The sequence below is a fragment of the Streptomyces sp. Y2F8-2 genome, from assembly GCF_014905555.1.
GTDB lineage: Bacteria > Actinomycetota > Actinomycetes > Streptomycetales > Streptomycetaceae > Streptomyces > Streptomyces cynarae.
This window is the reverse complement of record NZ_BNGS01000003.1, coordinates 1-25905: the sequence shown is the minus strand read 5'-3', so window position 1 is coordinate 25905 and position 25905 is coordinate 1. Positions and strand designations below refer to the sequence as shown.

At 70.8% G+C, this 25905-nt stretch carries 25 protein-coding genes and 1 rRNA gene; 7 read left to right on the top strand and 19 right to left on the bottom strand.

Going from position 1 to position 25905, the window contains the following annotated elements; translation table 11 throughout:
* Positions 1 to 12: 12 nt before the first annotated feature.
* Positions 13 to 429: an ATP-binding protein gene (locus tag SY2F82_RS10060; protein WP_374707141.1), complete on the bottom strand. Its 417-nt coding sequence runs from the start codon at positions 427 to 429 to the stop codon at positions 13 to 15.
* A 113-nt stretch (positions 430 to 542) separates the two neighbouring features.
* Here SY2F82_RS10060 and SY2F82_RS10055 point away from each other — a divergent pair, with 113 nt between their 5' ends.
* Both SY2F82_RS10055 and SY2F82_RS10050 read left to right on the top strand, forming a co-directional pair.
* Positions 543 to 1370 carry a helix-turn-helix transcriptional regulator gene (locus SY2F82_RS10055; protein ID WP_200418681.1) on the top strand — a complete coding sequence of 276 codons (828 nt, stop codon included), beginning with the start codon at positions 543 to 545 and terminating at the stop codon, positions 1368 to 1370.
* The gene (locus SY2F82_RS10050; protein WP_200418680.1) at positions 1367 to 1561 is read left to right on the top strand and encodes a DUF397 domain-containing protein; all 195 of its coding nucleotides are present in this window, start codon (positions 1367 to 1369) and stop codon (positions 1559 to 1561) included. Before SY2F82_RS10055 ends, SY2F82_RS10050 begins: the two co-directional genes overlap by 4 nt.
* A 7-nt stretch (positions 1562 to 1568) precedes the next feature.
* On the opposite strand, the gene SY2F82_RS10045 is transcribed toward SY2F82_RS10050, so the two are convergent.
* On the bottom strand, positions 1569 to 2774 hold the full coding sequence (locus tag SY2F82_RS10045) for a PLP-dependent aminotransferase family protein (protein WP_200418679.1): 1206 nt from the start codon (positions 2772 to 2774) through the stop codon (positions 1569 to 1571).
* A gap of 162 nt (positions 2775 to 2936) precedes the next feature.
* Between SY2F82_RS10045 and SY2F82_RS10040 the strand changes: the two genes are divergently transcribed.
* Positions 2937 to 3869, top strand: coding sequence for a phosphotransferase family protein (locus SY2F82_RS10040; RefSeq protein WP_200418678.1), 933 nt, complete (start codon positions 2937 to 2939; stop codon positions 3867 to 3869).
* Positions 3870 to 3890: 21 nt separating this feature from the next.
* Here SY2F82_RS10040 and SY2F82_RS10035 read toward each other — a convergent pair whose 3' ends face one another.
* Complete coding sequence (locus SY2F82_RS10035) at positions 3891 to 4796, bottom strand: SAM-dependent methyltransferase (RefSeq protein WP_200418677.1); 906 nt, start codon at positions 4794 to 4796, stop codon at positions 3891 to 3893.
* Between the two features lie 356 nt (positions 4797 to 5152).
* Here SY2F82_RS10035 and SY2F82_RS10030 point away from each other — a divergent pair, with 356 nt between their 5' ends.
* Positions 5153 to 5749 (top strand): DUF4232 domain-containing protein, encoded by a 597-nt coding sequence (locus SY2F82_RS10030; RefSeq protein ID WP_200418676.1) that lies wholly within the window; start codon positions 5153 to 5155, stop codon positions 5747 to 5749.
* Between the two features lie 19 nt (positions 5750 to 5768).
* Here the strand turns inward: SY2F82_RS10030 and hemB are convergent, their stop codons facing one another.
* From hemB to SY2F82_RS10000, 6 genes are all read right to left on the bottom strand, one after another.
* A complete protein-coding gene (gene hemB / locus SY2F82_RS10025; protein WP_200418675.1) occupies positions 5769 to 6770 on the bottom strand; it encodes a porphobilinogen synthase in 1002 nt (333 codons plus the stop codon).
* Between the two features lie 306 nt (positions 6771 to 7076).
* On the bottom strand, positions 7077 to 8783 hold the full coding sequence (locus SY2F82_RS10020; RefSeq protein WP_200418674.1) for a uroporphyrinogen-III synthase: 1707 nt from the start codon (positions 8781 to 8783) through the stop codon (positions 7077 to 7079).
* The gene (hemC, locus tag SY2F82_RS10015; protein WP_200418673.1) at positions 8780 to 9778 is read right to left on the bottom strand and encodes a hydroxymethylbilane synthase; all 999 of its coding nucleotides are present in this window, start codon (positions 9776 to 9778) and stop codon (positions 8780 to 8782) included. The genes SY2F82_RS10020 and hemC overlap by 4 nt, the downstream gene beginning before the upstream one ends.
* Positions 9775 to 11517 (bottom strand): glutamyl-tRNA reductase, encoded by a 1743-nt coding sequence (locus SY2F82_RS10010; RefSeq protein ID WP_200418672.1) that lies wholly within the window; start codon positions 11515 to 11517, stop codon positions 9775 to 9777. The genes hemC and SY2F82_RS10010 overlap by 4 nt, the downstream gene beginning before the upstream one ends.
* Positions 11514 to 12287 (bottom strand): redox-sensing transcriptional repressor Rex, encoded by a 774-nt coding sequence (locus SY2F82_RS10005; RefSeq protein WP_200418671.1) that lies wholly within the window; start codon positions 12285 to 12287, stop codon positions 11514 to 11516. Before SY2F82_RS10005 ends, SY2F82_RS10010 begins: the two co-directional genes overlap by 4 nt.
* Before the next feature lie 236 nt (positions 12288 to 12523).
* Positions 12524 to 12814, bottom strand: a complete 291-nt coding sequence (locus SY2F82_RS10000) for a glutaredoxin family protein (protein WP_200418670.1) — start codon at positions 12812 to 12814, stop codon at positions 12524 to 12526.
* A gap of 183 nt (positions 12815 to 12997) precedes the next feature.
* On the opposite strand from SY2F82_RS10000, the gene SY2F82_RS09995 reads away from it, so the two are divergent.
* From SY2F82_RS09995 to SY2F82_RS09985, 3 genes are all read left to right on the top strand, one after another.
* A complete protein-coding gene (locus SY2F82_RS09995) occupies positions 12998 to 13909 on the top strand; it encodes an HAD family phosphatase (RefSeq protein WP_200418669.1) in 912 nt (303 codons plus the stop codon).
* A gap of 1130 nt (positions 13910 to 15039) precedes the next feature.
* Positions 15040 to 15813, top strand: a complete 774-nt coding sequence (locus tag SY2F82_RS09990) for an ECF subfamily RNA polymerase sigma factor, BldN family (protein ID WP_200418668.1) — start codon at positions 15040 to 15042, stop codon at positions 15811 to 15813.
* Positions 15814 to 16077: 264 nt separating this feature from the next.
* Positions 16078 to 17295: a DUF5667 domain-containing protein gene (locus tag SY2F82_RS09985; protein ID WP_200418667.1), complete on the top strand. Its 1218-nt coding sequence runs from the start codon at positions 16078 to 16080 to the stop codon at positions 17293 to 17295.
* A 75-nt stretch (positions 17296 to 17370) separates the two neighbouring features.
* Here SY2F82_RS09985 and SY2F82_RS09980 read toward each other — a convergent pair whose 3' ends face one another.
* The 10 genes from SY2F82_RS09980 to rrf form a co-directional block, all read right to left on the bottom strand.
* Positions 17371 to 18420 (bottom strand): lysophospholipid acyltransferase family protein, encoded by a 1050-nt coding sequence (locus SY2F82_RS09980; RefSeq protein WP_200418666.1) that lies wholly within the window; start codon positions 18418 to 18420, stop codon positions 17371 to 17373.
* Between the two features lie 14 nt (positions 18421 to 18434).
* Positions 18435 to 19496, bottom strand: coding sequence for an NAD-dependent epimerase/dehydratase family protein (locus SY2F82_RS09975; protein ID WP_200418665.1), 1062 nt, complete (start codon positions 19494 to 19496; stop codon positions 18435 to 18437).
* A gap of 327 nt (positions 19497 to 19823) precedes the next feature.
* A complete protein-coding gene (locus SY2F82_RS09970) occupies positions 19824 to 19922 on the bottom strand; it encodes a 30S ribosomal protein bS22 (protein WP_003948845.1) in 99 nt (32 codons plus the stop codon).
* Between the two features lie 143 nt (positions 19923 to 20065).
* Complete coding sequence (locus tag SY2F82_RS09965) at positions 20066 to 20278, bottom strand: helix-turn-helix domain-containing protein (protein ID WP_158712621.1); 213 nt, start codon at positions 20276 to 20278, stop codon at positions 20066 to 20068.
* Positions 20279 to 20407: 129 nt separating this feature from the next.
* Positions 20408 to 21223 carry a phosphatase gene (locus SY2F82_RS09960; protein WP_200418664.1) on the bottom strand — a complete coding sequence of 272 codons (816 nt, stop codon included), beginning with the start codon at positions 21221 to 21223 and terminating at the stop codon, positions 20408 to 20410.
* Positions 21224 to 21847: 624 nt separating this feature from the next.
* Positions 21848 to 23020, bottom strand: a complete 1173-nt coding sequence (locus tag SY2F82_RS09955) for an acetoin utilization protein AcuC (protein WP_200418663.1) — start codon at positions 23018 to 23020, stop codon at positions 21848 to 21850.
* Positions 22971 to 24212, bottom strand: a complete 1242-nt coding sequence (locus SY2F82_RS09950; protein WP_200418662.1) for an MFS transporter — start codon at positions 24210 to 24212, stop codon at positions 22971 to 22973. Before SY2F82_RS09950 ends, SY2F82_RS09955 begins: the two co-directional genes overlap by 50 nt.
* Before the next feature lie 78 nt (positions 24213 to 24290).
* Entirely contained in the window at positions 24291 to 25028 is a 738-nt protein-coding gene (locus SY2F82_RS09945; protein ID WP_236041335.1) for a VC0807 family protein, read from the bottom strand.
* A gap of 93 nt (positions 25029 to 25121) precedes the next feature.
* Positions 25122 to 25766 (bottom strand): HAD family phosphatase, encoded by a 645-nt coding sequence (locus SY2F82_RS09940; RefSeq protein WP_200418661.1) that lies wholly within the window; start codon positions 25764 to 25766, stop codon positions 25122 to 25124.
* Between the two features lie 61 nt (positions 25767 to 25827).
* Positions 25828 to 25905 (bottom strand): 5S ribosomal RNA (gene rrf, locus SY2F82_RS09935); the annotation flags it as partial.

The following is a 25905-nucleotide window of genomic DNA, read 5'->3' as shown; positions in this document are numbered from 1 at the left end:
GCATCGGCGGGCTCAACTGCCTGGCCGCAGCGGTGACAGAAATTCGCACCACACCACCTTGCCGGGGTCCCGCTCCCCCACCCCCCACTTGTCCGAGAGAGCCGCCACCAGCAGCAGTCCCCGGCCGCCCTCGTCCGCCTCCAACGGGATGCGCGGCTCACCGGGACCGCTGTCGTGCACCTCCACCCGCAGCACCGCGCCGTCGTACCGCAGGAACACCCGGAAGCAACGGCCCGGCGGCACCCCGTGCACCAGCGCGTTCGTCGCCAACTCGTCCACACACAACAGCACGTCGTCACTTCGCTCGGCCTCCGCGAGCCCCCAGCCGGCCAGGACCTCGTACGCGAACTGCCGTGCGGCCGGGACGGATCGGCGCTCCCGCCGGAAGAACCTCTCGCGCAGGGGCGGGAGTTGGATCATTTCGTTCACGAGACGAGTGTTGCGGAGAGTCACTACCGTGGATCACTCGGTGAACCCGTACGGTTTTTTTGTACGGGTTCCTTCGGGGTCGCGAACGGGCACGCGCGGGGAGTTGGACCAGCATGACCTCCAGGAAGCCTCCACGGAAGAAGAACGTCTCGGCCATGAAGATGCTGGGCGTCCAGCTCGGCACGGCCCGCCGCGCGGCGGGCCACACCCAAGGCTCCCTGGCCAGGGAGCTCATGGTCGACGAGGAGACCATCGCGTCGATCGAGCAGGGGCGACGACCGCTGAAGCCGGATCTGGCGGAACTGCTGGACGAACTCCTCGATACCAAAGGGTTGTTGACCGCGGGGGTGGCCAACCTTCCCGAGATCGACCAGTTCCCGATGTGGGCCGAGTTGTACGTCGAACACGAGCGGGAGGCCATTGCGCTCTCCCTGTACGCAAACCAGGTTCTGCCCGGCCTTCTCCAGACCGAGGAGTACGCCCGTGCCGTACTGCGCGAGCGCGTTCCGGCCTACAACGAGGACGAGGTCGAAACCAGGGCCGCCGCCCGCATGGGCCGCCAGGACATCCTGCACCGCAAGGTCCCGCCGACGGTGAGCTTCGTCGTATGGGAGCCCGTCCTTCACCTGGAGGTCGGTGGCCCGAAGGTGCGCGTCGAGCAGTTACGCCACTTGCGCGAATGCGCCGAACTTCCTGGCTTGTCCGTGCAGTTTCTCCCGCTGGCAAGCCCGTCTCACGCCGGTCTCGACGGCCCGTTCGTGCTCCTGGAAACGCCGGACCACCAGCACTTGGCCTATATCGAGGGTCAGCGGGGCAGCCAGTGGGTTCCCGACCCGGACGAGGTGTCCATCCTGTCGCGCAAGTATGCGATGCTGCGGGCACAGGCCCTGACTCCCCGGGAGTCAAAGCGGTTGCTGGACCGTCTGGTAGGAGACCAATGAACACCGCACTTCAGTGGTTCAAGTCGAGCTACAGCGGCAGCGAGGGCGGCGAATGTCTCGAAGTCGCCTTCACCCCCCAGTCCACCGACAACGCGGCGGTCCACATCCGCGACTCCAAGAACCCCACCGGCCCCACCCTCCAGGTAACCCCCGCCACCTGGACCGCCTTCACCACCTACGCGACGCGCTAGGCGACCCTCAGCTCAGCCCCTTCCCCAGCCTGCGCAACCCCTCCTCGATCTCCCCCGGTGTGTGCGTGACGAAGCACAGCCGAAGGGTCGACCGGTCCGGCGCGTCGGCGTAGAACGGCGCGCCCGGGACGTACGCCACGTCCTGCTCCACCACCCGCGGCAGCAGCGCCGTGGTGTCGTACCCCTCGGGGAGCCGCGCCCAGAGGAACATGCCGCCCTGGGGGCGGTTCCAGACGGAGCCCTCGGGCAGGGCCTCCGCGAGGCCGGCGAGCATCGCGTCGCGGCGTTCGCGGTAGGCCGTGGCGACCCGGGCGACGTGCGCGTCGAGGTCGCGGTCCGCCAGGTACCGGGCGGCGGCGAGCTGGTTGACAGACGGCGTGTGCAGGTCGGCCGCCTGCTTGGCGATCGCGCAGGCCCGCCGCAGCGCCGCCGGCGCCCGCAGCCAGCCGAGGCGCAGGCCGGGGGCCATCACCTTGGAGAACGAGCCGAGGAGCACCGCGCGGTCGTGGGCGTCCTCGTACGAGGCGATCCACGGGACACGCTCTCCCTCGAAGCGGAGCTCCCCGTACGGGTCGTCCTCGACGATCCACAGGCCGTGCCGGGCGGCCACGCCGGCGATCGCGGCGCGGCGGTCGGCGGGCAGGGTGCGCCCGGTGGGGTTCTGGAAGGTGGGGACGGTGTAGAGCAGCTTGGGGTGCTCCCGCACCACCAGCTCCTCCAGCGCGTCGGGGTCGACACCGTCCTCGTCGCAGGGGACGGCGACGACCCTCGCACCCGCGAAGCCGAAGGCCTGGAGGGCGGCGAGGTAGCAGGGGTTCTCCACGAGAACCGTGTCGCCGGGCTCCAGCAGGGCGGTGGCGAGCAGGGAGAGGGCCTGCTGGGAGCCGGTGGTGACGAGGAGGTCGTCGGGGCCGGTGGCGAGGCCGCGCGCGGTGGTGCGGTCGGCGAGTGCGGTGCGCAGCGCCGGTTCGCCCTCGGTCGTCGAATACTGCAACGCCCGCTGCGGGATCTCCGTCAGCACGGCCTGGAACGCGGCGGCGACGCCCTCGCTGTCGAAGAGCCCGGGGGCGGGCAGGCCGCCCGCGAAGTTGACGACTTCGGGACGCGCGGTGACGGCGAGGATGTCCCGAACGGGGGAACCGCCGACCGAGGCGACCCGGGCGGCGAACGCGGGCTGTGGCGGACCGCTGGGCGTGCTGTCGCTGGAGGTCACGGGGGCGGCTCCTCATATGTACAGGTGTTCATCAGACCTCATGCGTCATAGGGAACACCACTCGAAAACACCTCGTTCATGCACCTTAGGGAAATCGCTGCCCCTTACAACAGTCTCGTTTCGCCATGCGGACGACGGTCCGTGGGCCCTAGCATGCGGCGCATGCTGCCGAGCGTGGACACGAACGACGAGTTGAAAGCCATCGTCTCGGACGAGGGGGTGTTACGCCCGGCCGTGCTGCATCTGCTCGACCAGATGGGCCTCGTCGGACTCGCGGTGCGCCGCTTCCCGGACGGGACCCTGCCCGTGTACGCCGTCGGGGGCGACCTGGTGCTGAAGCTGTATCCGCGGTTCGATGCGCGGGAAGCCGTCCGTGAGGCACGGGTGTTGCACCACCTGTGGGGTCAACTCAAGCTCCCCACCCCGCGGTTGATCGGCACCGAGGAGTTCGTGAACGGCTGGCGGTGGGTGCTGATGTCCCGGCTGCCCGGCTGGACCCTGAACGACGTCTGGCACCGGCTCACCGCCGCGGAACAGGACCGTATCGTCACGGAGTCGGCCGAGGCGCTGGCCTCGCTGCACGCGATGTTCTGGAACCCGCTGACGGACATCGTCGGGCCGCCGGACTGGACGGCGTTCCTGCGCAGCCAGCGCGCCGGGGCGGTCGAGTGGCACCGTCACTCCGGGGTGACCGAGCCCTGGCTGAGCCGGATCCCCGACTTCCTGGACTCCGTCCCGCTGCCCGCGTCCACCGAACGCGTGCTGCTGCACACCGAGTTCATGAGCGAGCACCTGACCATCGACATGCGCGGCGGGCGCGTGCTGACCGGCCTGTTCGACTTCGAGCCGGCGATGATCGGTGACCCGGCGTACGACTTCGTCTGCGTCGGCCTGTTCGTCACCCGTGCCGACCCGCGCCAGCTCCGCCGTTTCTACGAGGCCTACGGACGCGCCCCGTACGACCCGGACCAGCTGATGGCGTACACGCTGCTGCACGTCTACAGCGATCTGCCCTTCTACCTCCACGAGCTGCCGCATCCGGCCGAACCACGTTTCGACGCACTCGCCGAGCTGTGGTTCGGCACGGACGGCTGACACCGGGGAACGCTCCCGGCGTCAGGCCTTTCGGCCGGTGGCCGCGTAGACGTTGATGTCGGCGTCGGTGACGTCGTTGATGTCGAGGTAGCGGACCTTCTCGATGTCGTCGAGGGTGGCGAGGTAGGCGGGGTCCACGGCCTCGGGGACGGGTGCCGCGCCGTCCTGGTGCCAGTGGTGGACCGGGACGACGCCCGGCTCGTCCGGCGTGAGGCCCGGGGTGTCGCTGAAGAACCGGGCGACCTCGTCCTTGGAGCGCAGCACGAAGGTGAAGCCGCGCTCGGTGAAGGTGCGCTGGACGGCGCGGATGTTCTCCGGGTTGAGATCCTCGGTGAGGTGGCTGAGCACCAGTCGGCTCCCGGAGGGCAGCGCGTCCATCAGCTCGCGCACGATCGGGTAGGCCTCCTCGTCCTCGACGAAGTGCAGGATCGCCACGAGCACGAGGGCGACCGGCTGGTCGAAGTCGAGGGTCTTCGCGGCCTGTTCGAGGATCCGGTCGGGGCTCTTGAGGTCGGCGTCTATGTAGTCCGTGCGGCCCTCGGGTCCGCTGGTGAGCAGGGCGCGGGCGTGCGCCAGGACGACCGGGTCGTTGTCGACGTAGACGACCCGGGAGTCGGGGTTGACGCGCTGGGCGATCTGGTGGACGTTCTCGCCGGTCGGCAGGCCGGTGCCGATGTCGAGGAACTGCCGGATGCCGTCCTCCTTCGCCAGCCGGTTCACGGCGCGGCGCAGGAAGTCGCGGTTGTGCCGCACGTCGAGGTAGCCGCGCGGGTTGGCGGCGAGCGCCGCGGCGGCGGCCGCGCGGTCCACCGGGTAGTTGTCCTTGCCGCCGAGGAAGACGTCGTAGACGCGGGCCGGATGGGCCTTGGTGGTGTCGATCCGCTTGCGCAGCTCAGCCGGGTCGTGGCTGAGGGCGTCGTCGGACATGGCGTCTCCCTGGTGTCGGCGTAAGGAGTCGGTCGTTCCATCGGTCGACCGGTCGATCGGCCGTTCCCCCGGTGGTGTGTCAAGCGACCGTTGTGATGGTCAACAACGTAACTCCTGAGGCCAGTTGGAAGTGCCCGGTCCGTTTCCAACCGTGGTCCGCCGTCCCGGGTTTCCCTCCCGAGGGACGGCGTTTGCGCAGGTCGGGAAGCATTCCATCGGTTCGGCGTCCCGAATTCGGCGGCGACTGTGGCGGGCGCGCGAACCACCGGTCAAGCTGACCGTCGAGGCCTCCGCTCCCGCCGACCGGTCGAGTGGAGGTGTCACCCCCCAACTCGCACGTCCGAAGGGCCCCGACCATGTCCTTTGCTCGTCCCGCCCGTGCCGCTCGTCCCAACGGTGCCGTCCGCCCCCGGCTGCTCGCCGCCGTCACGGTCGTGCTCGCCGCGCTCGCGCTGTCGGCGTGCGAGAACGGCGAGGGCGTACGGGACGAGGGCCCTTCCTCGCTGCCCGGCTCGTCCGTCCGGGAAACCGGGCGCCCGGGCAGGGCGGTCCCCTGCTCGGGCAGGCACATGCGGGCGACGGTGACGCGGGTGAGCGAGCCGGTGAACCACCTGCTGCTGACGGTGACGAACACGGGCGCCGTCAACTGCTCCCTCAACGGCTACCCGAAGGCCCTCTTCGGCGATTCCGGCTCCCTGGCGCCACCGGCCCGGGAGCCGAAGCCCCGTGGGTCCCGGATCACCCTCTCGCCCGGGGGGTCCGCATACGCGGGCGTGCTGCTGTCGGCGGCGGACGGCACCGGCGGTCACGGCCGCACCGTCACGTCCCTCACGATCACGCTCCCCACCGGCCCGGCCGCCCGCCCGGCACTCCCGCCCGAGGGCGTGTACGTCGACGACATGCTGCGGGTCACGTGCTGGCTGCCGAACCGGACGGCGGCGCTGACGTATTAGCCGACGTACCAGCGACGTCCTAGGCGTCAGCGCGGAGCTTGCGGGCCGCCTCGGTGGCCCAGTAGGTGAGGATGTTCCGCGCACCGGCGCGCTTGATGCCGGTCAGGGTCTCCAGGATGGCCCGGTCGCGGTCGAGCCAGCCCTTCTCGGCGGCGGCCTCGACCATGGCGTACTCGCCGGAGATCTGGTACGCGGCCACGGGCACGTCGACCGCGTCCGCGACCCTCGCCAGGATGTCGAGGTAGGGCCCGGCCGGTTTGACCATCACCATGTCGGCGCCCTCCTCGAGGTCGAGGGCGAGTTCGCGCAGGGACTCGCGCCAGTTGGCGGGGTCCTGCTGGTAGGTCTTCCGGTCGCCCTTCAGCGAGGAGGCGACGGCCTCGCGGAACGGACCGTAGAAGGCGGAGGAGTACTTGGCGGTGTAGGCGAGGATCGCGACGTCCTCGCGCCCGATCTGGTCGAGCGCGTCGCGGATGACGCCGATCTGCCCGTCCATCATCCCGCTGGGCCCGACGACATGGGCGCCGGCGTCGGCCTGGACCTGCGCCATCTCGGCGTACCGCTCCAGGGTGGCGTCGTTGTCGACCCGGCCCCTGGCGTCGAGCACGCCGCAGTGCCCGTGATCCGTGGTCTCGTCCAGGCACAGGTCCGACATGACGAGGAGGTCGTCGCCGACCTCGGCGCGCACGTCCCGGATGGCGACCTGCAGGATCCCGTCCGGGTCGGTGCCCGGGGTTCCGACGGCGTCCTTCTTCGACTCCTCGGGCACCCCGAAGAGCATGATCCCGGAGATCCCGGCCTCCACGGCCTCCAGCGCCGCCTTCTTCAGGCTGTCCCGGGTGTGCTGCACGACACCGGGCATGGACGCGATCGGCACGGGCTCGCTGACGCCCTCGCGCACGAAGGCCGGAAGGATGAAGTCGGCGGGGTGCAGCCGGGTCTCGGCGACCATACGGCGCATGACGGGCGTGGTGCGCAGCCGCCGGGGACGGGTACCGGGGAAGGATCCGTACTTCGTCATGCCCTCTACGCTACGCCCGGCGCGGGGGTCCTTTTGCCGACGCTGCGTCGGGCGGAACTCCGGGCGGTTGCCGACCCCGCCGCCCCTTCCCTTCCCGTCCCTGGGGGCTGCGCCCCCAGACCCCCGCTTCGGCCTTGACGGCCTCGTCCTCAAACTCCCCCAAGCTCTTCGAGCAGGGGGGAGTTTGAGGAGCGGGGGTCCGGGGGCCGGCCCCCGACTGGGGTCCGGGGCGGAGCCCCGGCGGGGTCGAAGGGGCGGAGCCCCTGGAGGACGGGAAGGGTAGGGGCGGCGGGGGCGAGGACACCGCTACGTCGTCGACCGACGTCTCCGCGCCCCCGGCCTCCGCTCGCTCGGACGCGTCACCGGATCCCCGGCCGCCAGCGCGGCGGCCCGGCGCTTGAGGCCGAAGTCCGCCAGCGCCTCCGCCAGCTTGTGGACCGACGGCTCCGGAGCCATGACGTCCACGCGCAGACCGTGCTCCTCCGCCGTCTTCGCGGTCGCCGGGCCGATGCACGCGATCACCGTCACGTTGTGCGGCTTGCCCGCGATGCCGACCAGGTTCCGGACCGTGGACGACGACGTGAACAGGACCGCGTCGAAACCGCCGCCCTTGATCGCCTCACGCGTCTCGGCCGGCGGAGGCGAGGCGCGGACCGTCCGGTAGGCCGTCACGTCGTCGACCTCCCAGCCGAGTTCGATCAGGCCGGCGACCAGGGTCTCGGTCGCGATGTCGGCGCGCGGCAGGAACACGCGGTCGATCGGGTCGAAGACCGGGTCGTACGGGGGCCAGTCCTCCAGCAGGCCGGCCGCCGACTGCTCGCCGCTCGGCACCAGATCCGGCTTCACGCCGAAGTCCACCAGCGCCTTCGCCGTCTGCTCGCCGACCGCCGCGACCTTGATGCCCGCGAAGGCGCGCGCGTCCAGGCCGTACTCCTCGAACTTCTCCCGGACCGCCCGCACCGCGTTGACCGACGTGAACGCGATCCACTCGTAGCGGCCCGTCACCAGGCCCTTGACCGCTCGTTCCATCTGCTGCGGGGTGCGCGGGGGCTCCACCGCGATCGTCGGGACCTCGTGCGGCACGGCCCCGTAGGACCTCAGCTGGTCGGAGAGCGACGCCGCCTGCTCCTTCGTACGCGGCACGAGGACCTTCCAGCCGAACAGCGGCTTGTTCTCGAACCACGACAGCTGGTCGCGCTGGGCGGCGGCGGAACGCTCACCGACCACGGCTATCACCGCACGCCCGCCCTCGGGGGACGGCAGGACCTTCGCCTGCTTCAGCGTCTGCGCGATGGAGCCGAGGGTGGCGGTCCAGGTGCGCTGCCGCGTCGTCGTACCGGCGACCGTCACCGTCATCGGGGTGTCCGGCTTGCGGCCCGCGGCCACCAGCTCCCCGGCGGCCGCCGCCACCGAGTCCAGCGTCGTGGACACCACGACCGTGCCGTCGGAGGCGCCGACCTCCGTCCAGCAGCGGTCGGAGGCGGTCCGGGCGTCCACGAACCGGACGTCCGCGCCCTGCGCGTCCCGCAGCGGCACACCCGCGTACGCGGGCACGCCCACGGCGGTCGCGACGCCGGGGACGACCTCGAACGGCACGCCCTCGGCGGCGCACGCCAGCATCTCGCCGGCCGCGTACGCGTCCAGGCCGGGGTCGCCGGACACCGCACGGACGACCCGCTTGCCGCCCCGCGCAGCCTCCATGACAAGATGTGCGGCATCCCGCAACGCAGGGACACCAGCGGCTGTTGACTCGCCGTCAACAACCGTCAGCTGAGGCGTGCCCGCGCCCGGATACGCGCCCGTGGAGGGGTCCGTGTCCGTGTTGAGCTCGGCGACGCCCGCTCTGGCATGCGTGCGCACGACGTCGAGCACCTCGTGCTCGCCGACGAGGACGTCCGCGTTGGCCAGCGCCTCGACGGCGCGCAGTGTGAGAAGCCCCGGATCTCCGGGTCCGGCACCGAGGAAGGTGACGTGCCCGTGTTCAAGGCCGGCGGAAAGGGTGGTGGGGCTCAATGTGCTCGCTCCCCCATCAGACCGGCCGCGCCCTTGGTGAGCATCTCGGCGGCGAGTTCGCGACCGAGCGCCATTGCCTGGTCGTGCGTCTCGGGCACGGGACCGGTGGTGGACAGCTGCACCAACGTACGGCCGTCGGGTGTTCCGACGACTCCGCGCAGGCGCATTTCCTTGACAACCTGCCCGTCGACTTGGGGGTCCCCCCGCTCGAGCGGAGCCGAGAGTGGGGGAAGGTCGGCCAGCGCGCCCACGGGGGCGCTGCAACCGGCCTCCAGGGAGGCGAGCAGGGACCGCTCGGCGGTCACGGCGGCCCGTGTGAACGGGTCGTCGAGCTCGGCGAGCGCCGCGATCAGGTCCGCGTTGTCCGCGGCACACTCGATCGCCAGTGCCCCCTGGCCGGGGGCGGGCAGAACCGTGTCGACCGACAGGAAGTCGGTCACCTCGTCGATCCGCCCGATGCGGTTGAGCCCGGCCGCGGCGAGGACCACGGCGTCCAGCTCTCCGCTGCGGACGTATCCGACTCGGGTGTCGATGTTGCCGCGGATCGGGACGGTCTCGATGTCGAGGCCGTGGCCGCGCGCGTACGCGTTCAGCTGCGCCATGCGGCGCGGCGAACCGGTGCCGACGCGCGCCCCGCGGGGCAGGTCGGTGAACTTCAGGGCGTCGCGCGCGACGAGCACGTCCCGCGGGTCCTCGCGTACCGGCACCGCGGCCAGCACCAGCTCCTCGGGCTGCGCGGTCGGCAGGTCCTTCAGCGAGTGCACCGCGAAGTCGACCTCGCCGCGCAGCAGCGCGTCGCGCAGGGCCGTCACGAACACACCGGTGCCGCCGATCTGCGCGAGGTGCTCGCGGGAGGTGTCCCCGTACGTCGTGATCTCCACGAGCTCCACGGGCCGTCCGGTCACCCGGCGCACGGCGTCGGCGACCTGCCCGGACTGGGCCATGGCCAACTTGCTGCGCCTGGTCCCGAGCCTCAGTGGTGACTGCTCACTCATGCTCGCCCTCGGTTCTTGGCGTTCTCGGTGTTCTCGGTGCTCTTGGTGTCGTCGGCCCGGGAGACGGAGGCGACCGTCTCGGGATCCAGGTCGAACAGGGTGCGCAGCGCGTCCGCGTAGCCGGCGCCGCCGGGCTCGGCCGCGAGTTGCTTGACCCGTACGGTCGGCGCGTGCAGCAGCTTGTCGACGACGCGCCGCACGGTCTGCGTGATCTCGGCGCGGTGCTTGTCGTCGAGGCCGGGCAGCCGCCCCTCCAGACGGGCGATCTCGCCGGCCACCACCTCCGCTGCCATCGAGCGCAGCGCGACCACGGTGGGCGTGATGTGCGCCGCGCGCTGGGCGGCGCCGAACGCGGCGACCTCGTCGGAGACGATACGCCGGACCTGGTCGACGTCGGCGGCCATCGGCGCGTCGGCGGAGGCCTCGGCGAGCGACTCGATGTCGACGAGCCGCACCCCGAGCAGCCGGTGCACGGCCGCGTCGATGTCGCGTGGCATCGCGAGGTCCAGCAGCGACAGCACGGGCGCGGGGCGGGGAGCCTCGAGGACGGGCTCCGGACGGCGGCGCTCCGGGATCCGGCCGATCGTGGCGACGGTCGCGGCGAGCGCGCTGATCAGCTCTGCCTCGGTCTCCGGGTCCGCCGCGACGGCCGTACGACCGCTGCGCGGCTCCTCGGCGCCCTTGTCGACCCAGGCGGCGTGCTGCTCCAGCTCGGCGGCCGGCATCCCGGCGACGGCGGCCTCGCCGAGCACCGAGAAGTGGGCGGTGCCCTGCACGGCCGAGAGGTCCAGCGGGCAGCCCTCCTCGGTGCCGAGACTGGTGGGCGGCAGGCCGCCGCGTATCGGCGCCGGGTCGGTGACACGCGCGGCTCCGGCGTCCGGGGCGACCGGTCCTTCCACCCTGCCCTCGAGGGCCGCGGCGACCGACTCGGCGGTCAGGACGAGACCGGTCGCGCCCGTACAGGACACCACGACGTCAGCACGTGTCAGCTCGTCCGGGACCGCTTCCATCGGCACCGCACGCGCCAGTACGTCCGTGTCGTCCCCTTCGGTGAGGATCTGCGCCAGGCGCTCGGCGCGCTCCAGCGTGCGGTTGGCGATCACGACCTCGGCGACGCCGGCGCGCGCGAGCGTCGCGGCGGCCAGCGACGACATGGAGCCGGCTCCGATCACCAGGGCGCGCTTGCCCTTGGCCCATGTCTCCACCGGCGCACCGGCCGACAACTGCTCCAGGCCGAAGGTGACCAGGGACTGCCCGGCACGGTCGATGCCCGTCTCGGAGTGGGCGCGCTTGCCGACCCTGAGGGACTGCTGGAACAGGTCGTTCAGCAGGCGTCCGGCGGTGTGCTGCTCCTGCGCGGTGGCCAGGGAGTCCTTGATCTGTCCGAGGATCTGCCCCTCGCCGACGACCATGGAGTCCAGCCCGCAGGCCACCGAGAACAGGTGGTGGACGGCCCGGTCCTCGTAGTGGACGTAGAGGTAGGGGGTCAGCTCGTCGAGGCCGACCCCGCTGTGCTGGGCGAGCAGGGTGGACAGCTCGGCGACACCGGCGTGGAACTTGTCGACGTCCGCGTACAGCTCGATGCGGTTGCAGGTGGCGAGCACCGCGGCCTCGGTGGCCGGCTCGGCGGCGACCGTGTCATGGACCAGCTTGACCTGGGCGTCCGCGGTCAGCGCGGCCCGCTCCAGGACGCTGACCGGTGCGCTGCGGTGGCTCAGCCCGACGACGAGGAGACTCATGCCGGCATCACGGCGGGGACGTCCCCGTCGGGTCCCTTGTCGGCGGACTCCGTGGTCGTGGCGGCGGCCGCCGGCAGGCCGTCGGGCAGCGCATCGGCGATGGCCTCCTCGCCGGCCTTGCGCTGCTCGTGGAAGGCGAGGATCTGCAGCTCGATGGAGAGGTCGACCTTGCGGACGTCGACACCGTCCGGAACGGTCAGCACGGTCGGCGCGAAGTTCAGGATCGAGGTCACGCCCGCGCCCACGAGCCGGTCGCAGACCTGCTGGGCGGCGCCCGCGGGGGTCGCGATCACGCCGATCGAGACGCCGTTGTCCTTGATGATCTTTTCCAGATCGTCCGTGTGCTGGACCGGGATGCCGGCGACCGCCTTGCCCGTGAGGGCCGGGTCGGCGTCGATGAGGGCCGCGACCCGGAAGCCGCGGGAGGCGAACCCGCCGTAGTTGGCCAGCGCCGCGCCGAGGTTACCGATACCGACGATCACAACCGGCCAGTCCTGGGTCAGGCCCAGTTCGCGGGAGATCTGGTAGACGAGATACTCGACGTCGTAACCCACGCCCCGGGTGCCGTAGGAGCCGAGGTAGGAGAAGTCCTTGCGCAGCTTCGCGGAGTTCACGCCCGCGGCGGCGGCCAGCTCCTCGGAGGAGACCGTGGGTACCGAGCGCTCCGACAGCGCGGTCAGGGCTCGGAGGTACAGCGGAAGCCTGGCGACGGTGGCCTCGGGAATCCCTCGGCTACGGGTCGCCGGTCGGTGAGTTCGGCCAGTTGCCACGGTGCTCCTGCGGGTAGAGCGGGGCTGCGGGCGGTCACACGTCCCCAGACCGCCCCGTCGAATGCAGGCTATGTCTTTGTGAACGCGTGCACAAAGATGGTGTCCGATTTGCCCGGCCAACGTGACCGGGGTCACGCGTGGTACTCCTGGGGGCTTCACCGCACACTCTCCTCAACGATCCCCGCCCCCAAGACCAGTCGCCCTCGATCCTAGGCGACTTTGCGGACCTCTTTGGACTACTCGGTCAGCGCCCTGCGCAGCCGCTGCTCGTCGACACGCCAGAAGGTGTGCTGGGCGCCGTCGACGAGGACTACGGGGATCTGCTCCCAGTACTCGTCGTGGAGCCGCTGGTCCTGCGTGATGTCCTTCTGCTCCCAGGGCACGCCGAGCTCGCCGCACACCTTCTCGATGACGACCTGCGCGTCGTCGCAGAGATGACACCCGGGCTTGCGGATGAGGGTGACGAGCCGCTCGGTGGGGTTCTGGCCGCTGCTGTTACGCCGAAAGACAGGACTCATGTCGGCCATTCTCACTCCGGCCGAAGGCGGCGGCAGCCCGCGCTCATTACCGGGTCGGGCCCTCGCCCACCCCCCGTGCCACGCCAAGGGGATGACTCCTTGGGAGAGCTTTGACCACTCCGTCGTGGAGAGTTCACAGCCTCCAAACTTCTCGAGTCCGGAACCACCGAACAGAGTGGCTATGCTCGCGTCATGGCCGCTCTCGGATGGCTCACTCCCCGTAGGCGCTCCGCCACGGCGCGGAGCGTGTTGGCAGGCGAGGCCTCGGCGGAGGCAGCGCGCAAGACCTCGCAGGACGTCTCCGACCAGGAACAGCAGTTCCCGGTGCACGGCGACGACAAGGCGGCGGCGTTCTTCGACCTGGACAACACGGTGATGCAGGGCGCCGCGCTGTTCCACTTCGGCCGGGGCCTGTACAAGCGGAAGTTCTTCGAGACCCGCGATCTGGCGAAGTTCGCCTGGCAGCAGGCGTGGTTCCGGCTGGCCGGGGTGGAGGATCCCGAGCACATGCAGGACGCGCGGGACTCCGCGCTGTCGATCGTGAAGGGCCACCGGGTCTCCGAGCTGATGTCGATCGGCGAGGAGATCTACGACGAGTACATGGCCGAGCGGATCTGGCCGGGTACGCGGGCACTGGCGCAGGCGCACCTGGACGCGGGCCAGAAGGTGTGGCTGGTGACGGCCGCTCCGGTGGAGATCGCCACGGTGATCGCACGCAGGCTGGGCCTCACCGGCGCCCTGGGCACGGTGGCGGAGTCCGTCGACGGCGTCTACACCGGCCGCCTGGTGGGCGAACCCCTCCACGGCCCGGCGAAGGCGGAGGCGGTCCGCGCGTTGGCGGTCGCAGAGGGGCTGGACCTCTCGCGCTGCGCGGCCTACAGCGACTCGCACAACGACATCCCGATGCTGTCGCTGGTGGGCCACCCCTACGCGATCAACCCGGACGCCAAGCTCCGCAAACACGCCCGCGCCTGCGACTGGCGCCTGCGCGACTACCGCACGGCCCGCAAGGCCGCGAAGGTCGGCCTGCCGGCAGCGGCCGGGGTGGGCGCGGTGGCCGGAGGCACGGCAGCCGCAATCGCCCTCCACCGCCGCCGCCGCTGAACTCCGCGCCCCTTCCGACCGGGGTGCCTCGCCCCGGGCCACGTCGCGTCGCTGCGCCAGCGTCGGCCCACGTCGCGTCGCTGCGCCAGCGTCGGCCCACGTCGCGTCGCTGCGTCAGCTCGGACAGGGGCCGCTCGGCGTCAGCGTTGGCCCGGAGCCGCATCGCAGCGTCAGCCTTGGTCCGGGGCCGCGTCACAGGCGCCGGCCTCGGAGAGGGGTCGCGTTACAGGCCTCAACGTAGACCCGGAGCCGCATCGCAGCGTCAACCCCGGCCCGGAGCCGCGTCACAGGCGTCAGCCTCGGTCAGGAGCCTCATCACAGGCGGCGGCAGCCTCGGTTTTGGCCGCATCGCAGGCGTCACCCTCAGCCCGAGCCGCACCGGGGAGCATGTCCCCGGCCTCGGCCCCAGGCCCCAGGACCCTCAGTCCCAGGCCCCCAGCCGGAGGCTCCGCACCCTGCCTCTGCCTCTGCCTCTGCCTCTGCCTCTGCCTGGGACCGTCCCCAGACCCGCCCGAGAGAACCCTCCCCGGCCCCCGATGCGGTGACCCGCCTCGTCCTCGAACGCAGGACGGCTCGGCGTGCGTCCTCCACCGCTCGTACGCCGTCGCAGGGCTAGCCGCCCAGCCCCCGGGCGGACCCTCCCCCGCCCCCGGCCCAGCGCGGGCTCCCTGTACGCACCGTGCACGGAGCGTTCCCGGATCCCAGTTCCGCGCCCGCCTCGAGCTCGCCTTGGCGGGGTCCGGGGGCGGCAGCCCCCGGGATGGGACGGGTAGGGGCGGCGGGGGCGAGCAAAGTGCCGTGGTCGGCGGCGACTTGTGGCGGGTGGGTGCATTCGGGCGTTTCTACCCCGCCCCCCGGCCCGGCACTCCTCCCACCCCGCACCCGGCCACAACACGCCCCGCACTCAGACGGAAGCCGAACTCACCCGATCACCAAACGGTCACTATGCGGCACTTGAGCAGGCGTCAATCGGTTACAGAAGCGACGTAATCGATGATTTGAGCAACTGGGTGTAGCGCTGCCTGTACTAAGCGTTATTCTCCTCAGACGCAAACCGGTACCCCTCCGTCGCTACGACGGGTGAACGGTCCCGCACTGCACGTGATGGAAGCTCTGCCACTGGGAGTCCCGTGTACCCACACGTCGGGGTTGACGCCTCGGGCCTGGCTACGCTCCGCGCGACGGTCCACGAGCTGTTGCGCGGCTTCGTCCCCACCGCGTACGCCGCCCCCGCCTTCGCCACCGCCGCCCCCGTCGGCCCGTGCTACGCGCTGGCGGAAGGCAGCGCCGCGGTCGGCAGGCGCGGCCGCTCGGGCGCGGCCGCCGCCACCGCACGCCGCCCGGCCGCGGACAGCGACAGCGCCCGCATGATGGACCTCGTGGAGCGCGCCCAGGCCGGCGAGGCCGACGCCTTCGGGCGCCTGTACGACCAGTACAGCGACACCGTCTACCGCTACATCTACTACCGCGTCGGAGGCAGGGCCACCGCCGAGGACCTCACCAGCGAGACCTTTCTGCGCGCCCTGCGCCGCATCGGCACCTTCACCTGGCAGGGCCGCGACTTCGGCGCCTGGCTCGTCACCATCGCACGCAACCTGGTCGCCGACCACTTCAAGTCCAGCCGCTTCCGGCTGGAGGTGACGACCGGCGAGATGCTCGACGCCAACGAGGTCGAGCGCTCTCCGGAGGACTCCGTGCTGGAGTCGCTCTCCAACGCCGCCCTCCTCGAAGCCGTGCGGCGACTCAATCCCCAGCAGCAGGAGTGCGTCACGCTCCGCTTCCTCCAGGGCCTGTCCGTCGCCGAGACCGCCCGCGTGATGGGCAAGAACGAGGGCGCGATCAAGACCCTTCAGTACCGGGCCGTCCGCACCCTGGCCCGACTCCTCCCCGAAGACGCCCGCTGAAACCCTCGGCCCATCCTCGCCCACCCACCGATTGAACACACAGCGCGACCATCAACTCACCATCCGTACAAGCCCGTTGTGTTCGCGATCCGATCATCCGCCGTCCGTAACCCAAGTGCCGAGCCGCTCGTTGTGCGGGATACAGGCTCCCTGTGGTCACACCCTGACCCTCTTTGATCACTCGATCGTGTGGATGAGGTCAGCGCGTGCAACCCTCAGGACCCCCTGGGGAGTCGACCGTCATGACGAGAGGAGGTGCCGCCAGTGATCGCGAACGTATCGGCACACCGGCGGGCGAACGCCTTCGCCCAGGCCCTGGAGGAGCAGTCCGACGACCGGGGCGCGGCGGCCGAGCAGCCCGAAGGACCGGCCCCGGCTGCTGCGGAACGGACCGATGAGACCCGCCTGTTGGGTCTCGCGACCCGTCTCGGCGAACTGCCCAGGCCGACGCTCGCCCCGGAGGTCAAGGTCGTCCAGCGCGCGCGGCTGGTGGCCGCGATGGAGGCCATGTTCCGGGACGGCACGGCCCCGGCGGGCGAGGCGGCGGTCCCTTCGGTGCCGGAGCAACGACACGGGCGGGGCGCCCATCGTGCAACCACGCTGGGGAAGTTGCGCCCGCGGACACGGCTCACCAAGGGTCTCGCCGCGGGCGGACTCGGCGTCGGGGTGGCCGCGGCCTCCTTCGGTGGAGTGGCCGCCGCGAGTTCCGACGCCCTGCCCGGCGACTCCCTCTACGGCCTCAAACGCGGCATCGAGGACGTCAAACTCGACATGGCCGACGGGGACAACGACCGCGGGCAGCTCTACCTCGACCAGGCTTCGACCCGGCTGAGCGAGGCCCGTCGGCTGATGGAGCGCGGCCGCGCCGGCGACCTCGACCACGAGTCCCTCACCGAGGTCCGCCGCACCCTGTCCGGCATGCGGCACGACGCGGCCGAAGGCCACCGCCTGCTGCACGAGGCGTACGAGCGAAACGGCTCACTGGCGCCCATCCAGACCCTCTCCGCCTTCTCCGAGTCCCACCGCGAGGCCTGGGGCGCCCTGCGCGAGCGGCTGCCCGCCCAGCTCGGGGACGTCAGTCAGGAGGTGTCGTCGGTCTTCGACGCCATAGACCGGGATGTCGCACCGCTGCAGTCGCTGCTGCCGCAGCCCCCGTCCCAGGGCGGCCCCGGCCGGCACCGCAGCTCCGCCCCGGGCTCCACGGGTTCCGCCGGCTCCGACGCCCCGGCCCCCAGCACCAGCGGCGGCTCCGCCCCCGGCACCCACAGCAGCAGCGGCAACCCCCAGCCGTCCAGCTCCAACAGCACCGGCGACGGCCTGCTCGGAGGCAACACGGGCGGTCTCCTGGACCCCCCGAAGGACAGCGCGAGCAGTTCCCCCTCGACGAGCAAGACCCCCTCCTCGGGGCCGAACGTCACGCTCCCGCCGTTGCTTCCGGGCCTGCTACCGGGCTTGGGCATCGACGGCGAGGAGAACAGGTAGGGAACCGGGAACCGCATGGGGGCGCCCCTTCCACCAAGGGGCGCCCCCATCGTCGTACGGCGGACTCCGCACCGCTCAGAAGAACACGGACCTCCGCTGCACCAGCAGCTTGTACAACGTGTGCTGAATCTGCTCCCGCACCTGATCCGTCAGGTTGAACATCAGCATCGGGTCCTCCGCGGCCTCCGGCGGATACCCGTCCGTCTCGATCGGCTCCCCGAACTGAATCGTCCACTTCGTCGGCAGCGGAATCGCCCCCAACGGCCCCAGCCAGGGAAACGTCGGGGTGAGCGGGAAGTACGGGAACCCCAGCAGCCGAGCCAGCGTCTTCGCGTTGCCGATCATCGGGTAGATCTCCTCCGCGCCGACGATCGAGCACGGAATGATCGGCGCCCCGGCCCGCAGCGCCGTGGAGACGAAGCCGCCACGCCCGAACCGCTGCAGCTTGTACCGCTCGCTGAACGGCTTCCCGATCCCCTTGAAGCCCTCCGGCATCACCCCGACGACCTCACCGCGCTCGAGGAGCCGTTCCGCGTCCTCCGCGCACGCCAGGGTGTGGCCGGCCTTGCGGGCCAGTTCGTTCACCACCGGCAGCACGAACACCAAGTCGGCCGCGAGCAGCCGCAGATGGCGCCCGGCCGGGTGGTTGTCGTGCACGGCGACCTGCATCATCAGGCCGTCCAGCGGCAGCGTCCCGGAGTGGTTGGCGACGATCAGCGCCCCGCCCTTGTCCGGGATGTTCTCGATGCCCTTCACCTCGACCCGGAAGTACTTCTCGTACACCGGCCGCAGCAGCGACATCAGGACCTGGTCGGTCAGCTCCTCGTCGTAGCCGAAGTCGTCGACCTCGTAGTCGCCCGTCAGACGTCGGCGCAGAAAGGCCAGCCCTCCGGCGATACGCCGCTCCAGGCCCCCTTCCCGGGAGCGGGCCGGCGGCCTTTCCTCGCGTGTCACGGGAACATCATCCTGCGGGAGGGCCTCGCCGTGCAGGGGCTGAACCTCGCGGACCACCGCGGGCTCCCCCTTCAGCCGGCTGTTCCCGGCGCCTCGGCGCCGCGACGGCCGCTGCACGGCAGCCCCCCGGGACCGGTCGTCGTCGAACGGAATGACCTTGGCGTCCGCCATCGTTGATGCGCTCCTCAGTGGGCGGTTGGCGTCGGGGGGTGGCCACCGCCCAGGACGGGCAGTGCGGCGATCCGGTCGACGGCCCCCGCGAGGGCCTCGGGCGGCAGCAGTCCGGGCCCGCGACCGCGCGCGAAGTCCGCGAAGGTCTCCGCGGTCGTGTACTTCGGCTCGTAGCCGAGCGTCTCGCGCATCTGGTCCGTGGCCACGACCCGGCCGTGGGTGAGCAGCCGGATCTGCTCGGGCGAGAAGTCCGTCATGCTCAGCTTGCGCATCGCGGACCCGACCCATGTGACGGCCGGGAGAAGCAGCGGCACGGTGGGCCGGCCCAGGCGCCGCGCACACTGCGACAGCAGCAGCACCCCGTCGCCGGCGATGTTGAACGTGCCGCTGTTGAGAGTTCCGCGCCGGGGCTCGTGCGCGCCGATGCGCAGCACCTCGATCACGTCGTCCTCGTGCACGAACTGCAGCCGCGGGTCGTAACCGAACACGGTGGGCAGGACCGGCAAGGAGAAGTACGACGCGAGGGGCGTGTCGGCGTGCGGTCCGAGGATGTTGGCGAACCGCAGCACGCACACGGCGACGTCGGGCCGGCGCCGCGCGAAGCCCCGCACGTACCCCTCGACCTCGACGGCGTCCTTGGCGAAGCCGCCGCTCGGCAGCGACTTGGGCGGGGTCGTCTCGGTGAACACGGCCGGGTCGCGGGGCGCGGACCCGTACACGTTCGTACTGGACTTCACGACCAGCCGTTTGACGCTCGGGGACTTCTGGCAGGCACCCAGCAGCTGCATGGTGCCGATGACGTTGGTCTCCTTGACCGTGGCCCGGCTGCCGCTGCCCAGCGCGGTGCCGGTCACGTCCATGTGGACCACCGTGTCCACAGAGTGCTCGGCGAGCACCCGGGCGATGGTGGGCTGGCGGATGTCGGCCCGGATGAACTCCGCGCCGCCCAGATGGTGCTCGGGCGGTACCGCGTCCACCGCGATGACGCGGTCGACCCCCGGGTCACGCTGGATCCGTCGTACGAACCGGCCGCCGAGCCGGCGGGCCACTCCGGTCACGAGCACGACCTTGCCCAAGATCAGCGCCTCTCTTCCCGTCGCGTCCAGTAGTGAGTGGACGTAGCTCTGTCCGCCAGCCTGCCGCGTTCCCCGTATACGGCCAACTTAGCGGGTCGATGTTGCGCTGTGATGACCGCCCGATGCATGAAGTGACGACCCACCCGTACGTACGACCGGACCAAGCCATTCGCGTCACAGGCGTACGCACCGCCGGAACGCACGCAGAACAGACGCACATCCGCAAACGCACCCACCCGGAAAACGACAAACACCCCCCACCAGTGGTGGGGGGTGTTGCGCGCGCTCACGCACAGAAGCAGGGGCGCCCCTGGACGGGGCCGCACCTTACTTCTTGTTGCGACGCTGAACGCGAGTGCGCTTGAGCAGCTTGCGGTGCTTCTTCTTGGCCATCCGCTTGCGCCGCTTCTTGATAACAGAGCCCACGACTACCCTCGCTCACTTCTCATCACTCGGTGCTGGGCGCCATGGGCCCATACGACCTACGAGGGGCTAGCCTACCCAACCCGAGCGCTGAGGCTGTAATCGAGGTCCCGCCGGAGTCCGCAACGACCTCCGGCGGGCCGCCGTCAGACCGTTTCCACCCCCACATAGCTGTCGCGGAGGTACTCGTGAACCGCTTGCTCCGGGACCCGGAAGGACCTCCCCACCCGGATCGCCGGCAGATGACCGCTGTGCACCAGCCGGTACACGGTCATCTTCGACACTCGCATCACCGAGGCGACTTCCGCCACGGTCAGGAACTGAACCTCGTTCAGAGGCCTCTCGCCAGCTGCAGCCATGACACACCTGCACCTTCCGCACTCGACGGCCACCGGCTTCCCCTTCCGGTGACTCTTCGTCGCTGCGTGCTCACTCCCCAATGTAGGTGCGGATGATGCAAGTGGGGAAGAGGGGATGGCATCCGCGGCCTACTGTGACAGACACGCTCGATTGAGTACATAGCGAGTAAGCGGTCGGTAGTAATCAGACCGCACAGCGTCATCGAGTGGAACGACGACGGACACCCGCCCCTCCGCCTCGCCGACGAAGAGCGCGGGATCGTCCGTATCGGCGAGGCCGATCGCGTCGAACCCCAGCTGACCTGCTCCGCAGACCCAGCCGTGGTCCCCGATGACCAGTTCCGGCAACGGGCCGCCTGCCTCCGCCGCGGCGGCCAGCGCGGTGCGAAGCGGGAGCGGCGAGTGCGTGTGTGCGCCGGGCTCACAACCGGCTCTTCCGGATCCTGGTTCTCGTACGAGGGCCACTCCTCGTACGTAATCAAGGTTGTACGTGCGTAGGCCGAACCGGGTCGTTATGTCGACACAGCGACCCTGCGCCGGGGTGAGGACGGTACATCCCGCCGCCGACAGGGCGTCCGCGAGCGCGGCGTAGAACCCGAGCAGCCGGTGCGGGTGCCCGGTGCCGAGCAGCACCGCCTCGCGGTGGCGCGCGGCCCTGGCGAGGCGCTCGGCGAACGCGTCGAGCCCCTCCAGCGTGCGCTCGGGATCGATCACATCATGGCCGGACACATACCGTGGATCGGCCGAAACTCCACACTTGTCCGCCATCAACCCGATCAAATCCTCAGAACTCCATGTCCATTCGGGATCGAGTCCGATCAGCGCGCGGGGATCGCGGGCAGCGAAGAGCCGATAGCTGCGCAAGCTCTCCTCCCGGGAGGTGGCCACGGTCCCGGCCAGCCGGGCAGCCAGCAGATGCGCACGCAGTGCGCCGGTGCTCAACACGCCAGCGATGCTGTCCCAATCACCTCCACCGCACGTCCAGAACGCAGGCAACACCCCACAGTCGGCGTAACGGCCCCCCACCTGAGGGCTGCGCCCCCAGCCCCCCGCAAGCCCCGGCGGGGTTTTGGGGCGGAGCCCCGCGAGGGGTGCAGGGGGCGCGGTCCCGCCGGGATTGCAGGGGCGAAGCCCCAGCGCGGAGCCCCGCGAGGGGTGGAGGCGACGCAGTCCCCGCCGGGGTTGCGGGGGCGGAGCCCCTGACGGCATGCAGGGGGAAGACGTAGTCCCGTCCCGACGTCCGGGGCGAAGCCCAAGCGGGGTGCAGGGGACGCAGTCCCCGCCGGGGTTGCGGGGGCGGAGCCCCTGACGGCAAGCAGGGGGACGTAATCCCCGTCCCGACGTCCAGGGCGAAGCCCAAGCGGGGTGCAGGGGACGCAGTCCCCGCCGGGGTGGCAGGGGCGGAGCCCCAGCGGGGTCTCGGGGCGGAGCCCCACGAGGGGTGCAGGGGACGCAGTCCCCGCCGGGGTGACAGGGGCGGAGCCCCTGGTGGGGTTGAAGGGGCGGAGCCCCTGGGGGTGGGACGGGTAGGGGCGGCGGGGGCGAAACCAACCCGGGCGCACCCGGGGGCTACGGCAGCAGCCCGCGCAGCGGATACGCCGCCTTCCGCGCCGCCAGCACCGCCTGGTCCAGCCGATCGGCCGGATCGTACCCGGACTCCCACCCCGAGAACGCCACCGGCCACCGCCCATCCGTCATCCGCGCCGGCGCCAACTGCCGCGTCCGCGCGAAGACTTCCTGCCGCCACCCCTCCGGAATCACCGTCTCCGGCTCAATCGGCCGCCCCGCCGCGACGGCGACGAGATGCGTCCAGGAGCGCGGCACGACCTCCACCACCGCATAGCCGCCCCCGCCCAGCGCGACCCACCGCCCGCCCGCGTACTCGTGCGCCAGGTCGTGACACCCGACCTGCACCGCCCGCTGCGCGTCCAGCGACACCGCGAGATGCGCGAGCGGATCCTCGAAGTGGGTGTCGGCCCCGTGCTGCGTCACCAGCACCTGCGGCCGGAAGTCCGCGATCAGCTCCGGCACCACGGCATGGAAGGCCCGCACCCACCCCGCATCGCCCGTCCCCGCCGGCAGCGCCACGTTCACTGCGCTGCCCTCCGCGTTCGGCCCGCCCGTCTCCTCCGGCCATCCGGTCTGCGGGAACAGCGTCCGCGGATGCTCGTGCAGCGACACCGTCAGCACCCGCGGATCGTCCCAGAACGCCGCCTGCACCCCGTCCCCGTGGTGCACGTCCACATCGATGTACGCCACCCGCTCCGCCCCCAGCTCCAGCAGCCGGGCGATGGCGAGCGCGGCGTCGTTGTAGATGCAGAACCCCGACGCGCTGCCCGGCATCGCATGGTGCAGCCCGCCCGCGAAGTTCACCGCGTGCAGGGCGTCCCCGCGCCACACCGCCTCCGCCGCCCCGACCGACTGCCCCGCGATCAGCGCGGACACCTCGTGCATCCCGGCGAACGCGGGATCGTCGAGGGTCCCGATCCCGTACGACCCGTCGGCCGCCTCCGGATCCGCGGACGCGGCCTTCACCGCCTCCACGTAGTCCTCCCGGTGCACCAGCCGCAGCGTCGACTCGCCCGCGGGCTTCGCCGCGACCACGTCGACGTCCCGGTCGAGCCCGAAGGCGTCGACCAGTCTCCGGGTCAGCGCGAGCCGGACCGGATCCATCGGATGGTCCGGGCCGAAGTCATAGCCCGTTACTGCCTCGTCCCACATCAGCTGTGCGCGGCCGCTCATGTCCGCCACCGTATCGGTCTTGTCCGGGCTTGAACGAACGGGCGTACACCAGTGTCACCAGGACCAACGCCATCGGTATGAGCATGGCGCCCCGGTAGTTCCAGGCGTCCCCGAGCGCACCCACCAAGGGCGAGCCGATCAGAAAGCCCACGTAGTTGAAGATGTTCAGCCGCGCGATCGCCGTGTCCGAAGCCCCCGGGAACAGCCGCCCGGCGGCCGCGAACGTCTGCGGCACCAGCACGCACAGCCCCAGCCCCAGCAGGGTGAACCCCAGCATCCCGACCCACGCCCCAGGCGCACCCGCCACCACGGCGAACCCGAGCGCCGCCACCAGCGCCCCGAGCCGTACCACCGCCACGGCCCCGAACCGCCGCACCCCGAAGTCGCCGATGGACCGCCCGAGCAGCGTGGTGATCATGTAGACGTTGTACGGAACAGTCGCCAGCTGCTCCGAGCTGCCGAGCGTGTCCTGGAGGTACTTCGCACTCCAGTTGGAGACGGTGGAGTCCCCGATGTAGGCGAAGGTCATCACCAGGCAGAGCGGCAGCAACAACCGGAAGACGACGGTCCCGGCCTCCGTCTCCCGGGCCCCCGGGGCCCCCTCGTCACCCCCGGCCTCCGGAACCGGGGCCGAGCCCCCGTCGACGTACCACCGACTGCCGACGAGAACAGCCGGCAGCAGCACCGCGACAACCGGCAGATACGACACCCACAGCGCCAGATGCCAGTGCGCGCCCACCCAGGCGAGCGAGGCACCGACGATCCCGCCGAGGCTGTACGCGGCGTGGAACCCGAGCATGATGCTGCGCCCGTACGTCCGCTGGAGGCTCACCCCGAGCATGTTCATGGAGGCGTCCAGCGCGCCGACGGTCAGCCCGAACGCTGCCAGCGCCACCGCCAGCTCGGCCATGTGCCCGCCGGCCCCCACACCGAGGAGGGCGAGCAGGACCACCGGCTGCGACCAGCGCAGCAGCCGACTGGGCCGTACGCGCTTCACCAGCTGCTCCGTCGTCACACTGCCCACACCGGCGAGAACGGGCACCGCGGCGAGGAAGACGGGAAGAAGCGCGTCGGATACGCCGTACCGGTCCTGGATGGCCGGAATCCGCGTCACCAGCAGGGCGAAGGCGGCGCCTTGAGCGAAGAAGCCGAACGCCAGCGAGGCCCTACCGCGCCGCAGCACATCTGTCATGGCGGCGAGCGTAGGGCCCCGGTCTACCCGTGGGTAGATCCAGCCGAAGATGATTTTTGTTCAGCTCTACCCGGCGGGTTACTCGGCGAAGGCGGGCGCGGGAGCGGGCGCGGGGACGGCTACAGGGGCGGCACCGGGGTTCGCGTCGGCGTTCGTTTCAGCGGCCAGCATGTGCGCCATGGGGCCGGCGGCCAGAGCACCGCTGACGAAGAACCCGAGCACCATCGCGACGGCGAGGACGACCGAGCCGAGCCAGACCATCGTGTCCACGGGCAGGGTGTAGGCGCCCACGACTCGCACGACGCACTCACCGAGGAGCACCACACCCCACACCACCGAGAAGACCCGCTCGGCCCGCCGGAAGGCCGCGGACCCACTCTGCAGCCGCATCCAGGCCGCCTCCCTGGCCGCGTCGCCCTTCACCAGCCAGGGCTTCATCCCGGCGGTCATCATCGGCTTGCCCAGCCCCACAGAGACCAGGATCCCGATCCCGATCGTGCTGCTCACGCCGCTGTCCTTGGCGAGCATCAGCCGCGGGTCACCGGAGACGAAGCTGAGCAGCAGCCCGACGACGTTCACCACGAGGATGAGGACGGCGAGGGCGTTGACCTTGCGCTCCTTCACCACACCGAGGACGGTGCGCACGGCGGGCGGGACGCTGCTCCAGGCGAGCGCCGCGAAGGTGCTCATGCCGAGGCCGTCCTTGAAGAGGTAGTACGACCCGACGGGCACCGCCACGTCCATGATGAGCGGCGCGAAGTTCTGCTTCTTCCTCTGGCTCTGGCTCTGGCTCTCGGAGACCGTGTTCGTCGTCATGCCCTCAGCTTCGCCGCCGTGAGGGGTCCGCCAGTAGAAACGATCGTCCGGAGCTCGGCATGACAAATGTCAGTGCCGGGCCCCTGGTCCGGGTCATACGAGCAGGTCAGCCAACTCACCCATCGATGCGAAGAGTTGGGTGGCACCGGCGAGACGGTCGGCGGGCGTCATGGCGGTGAACCCGTACACGTCCATGCCGGCGGCCACAGCGGCCTGCACACCGAGCGGACTGTCCTCGACGACCACGCACCTCTGCGGCGCGACCCCCATCCGCTCGGCCGCGTACAGGAACAGGTCGGGCGCCGGCTTGCCCCGCCCCACGTCCTGCGAGCTGAAGACGCGACCGTCGTCGAACCACCGGTCGAGCCCGGTCGTCCGGTGCCCTACCCGAATCCGGTCATGGCTGCCGGAGGACGCCACACAGAACGGCACACCATCGGCCGTCAGCTTCTCCAGCACGTTCTCGACGTCGGCGACCGGCTCCAACTCCCGTTCGAACGCGGCGAAGACGCGTGCGTGGAAGACGTCGTCGAAGTCGTCCGGCAGTCGCTCTCCGGTCCGCTGCAGGACGAGGTCGTGGATGCGGTGCATGGCCGAGCCCATGTAGTCCCGGATGGAGTCCTCGTAGGTCGTCGGGTGCCCCAACTCGGTGAGGTACGCGGCCAGGAGCCGGTTGGAGATGGGCTCGCTGTCGACGAGGACGCCGTCGTTGTCGAAGATGACGAGGTCATAGCGCATGGCTCGACCCTAAACGCAGAAAACCCCCGTGCTGAATAGCACGGGGGTTTTCTCAAGAATTGTTCGGCGGTGTCCTACTCTCCCACAGGGTCCCCCCTGCAGTACCATCGGCGCTGTAAGGCTTAGCTTCCGGGTTCGG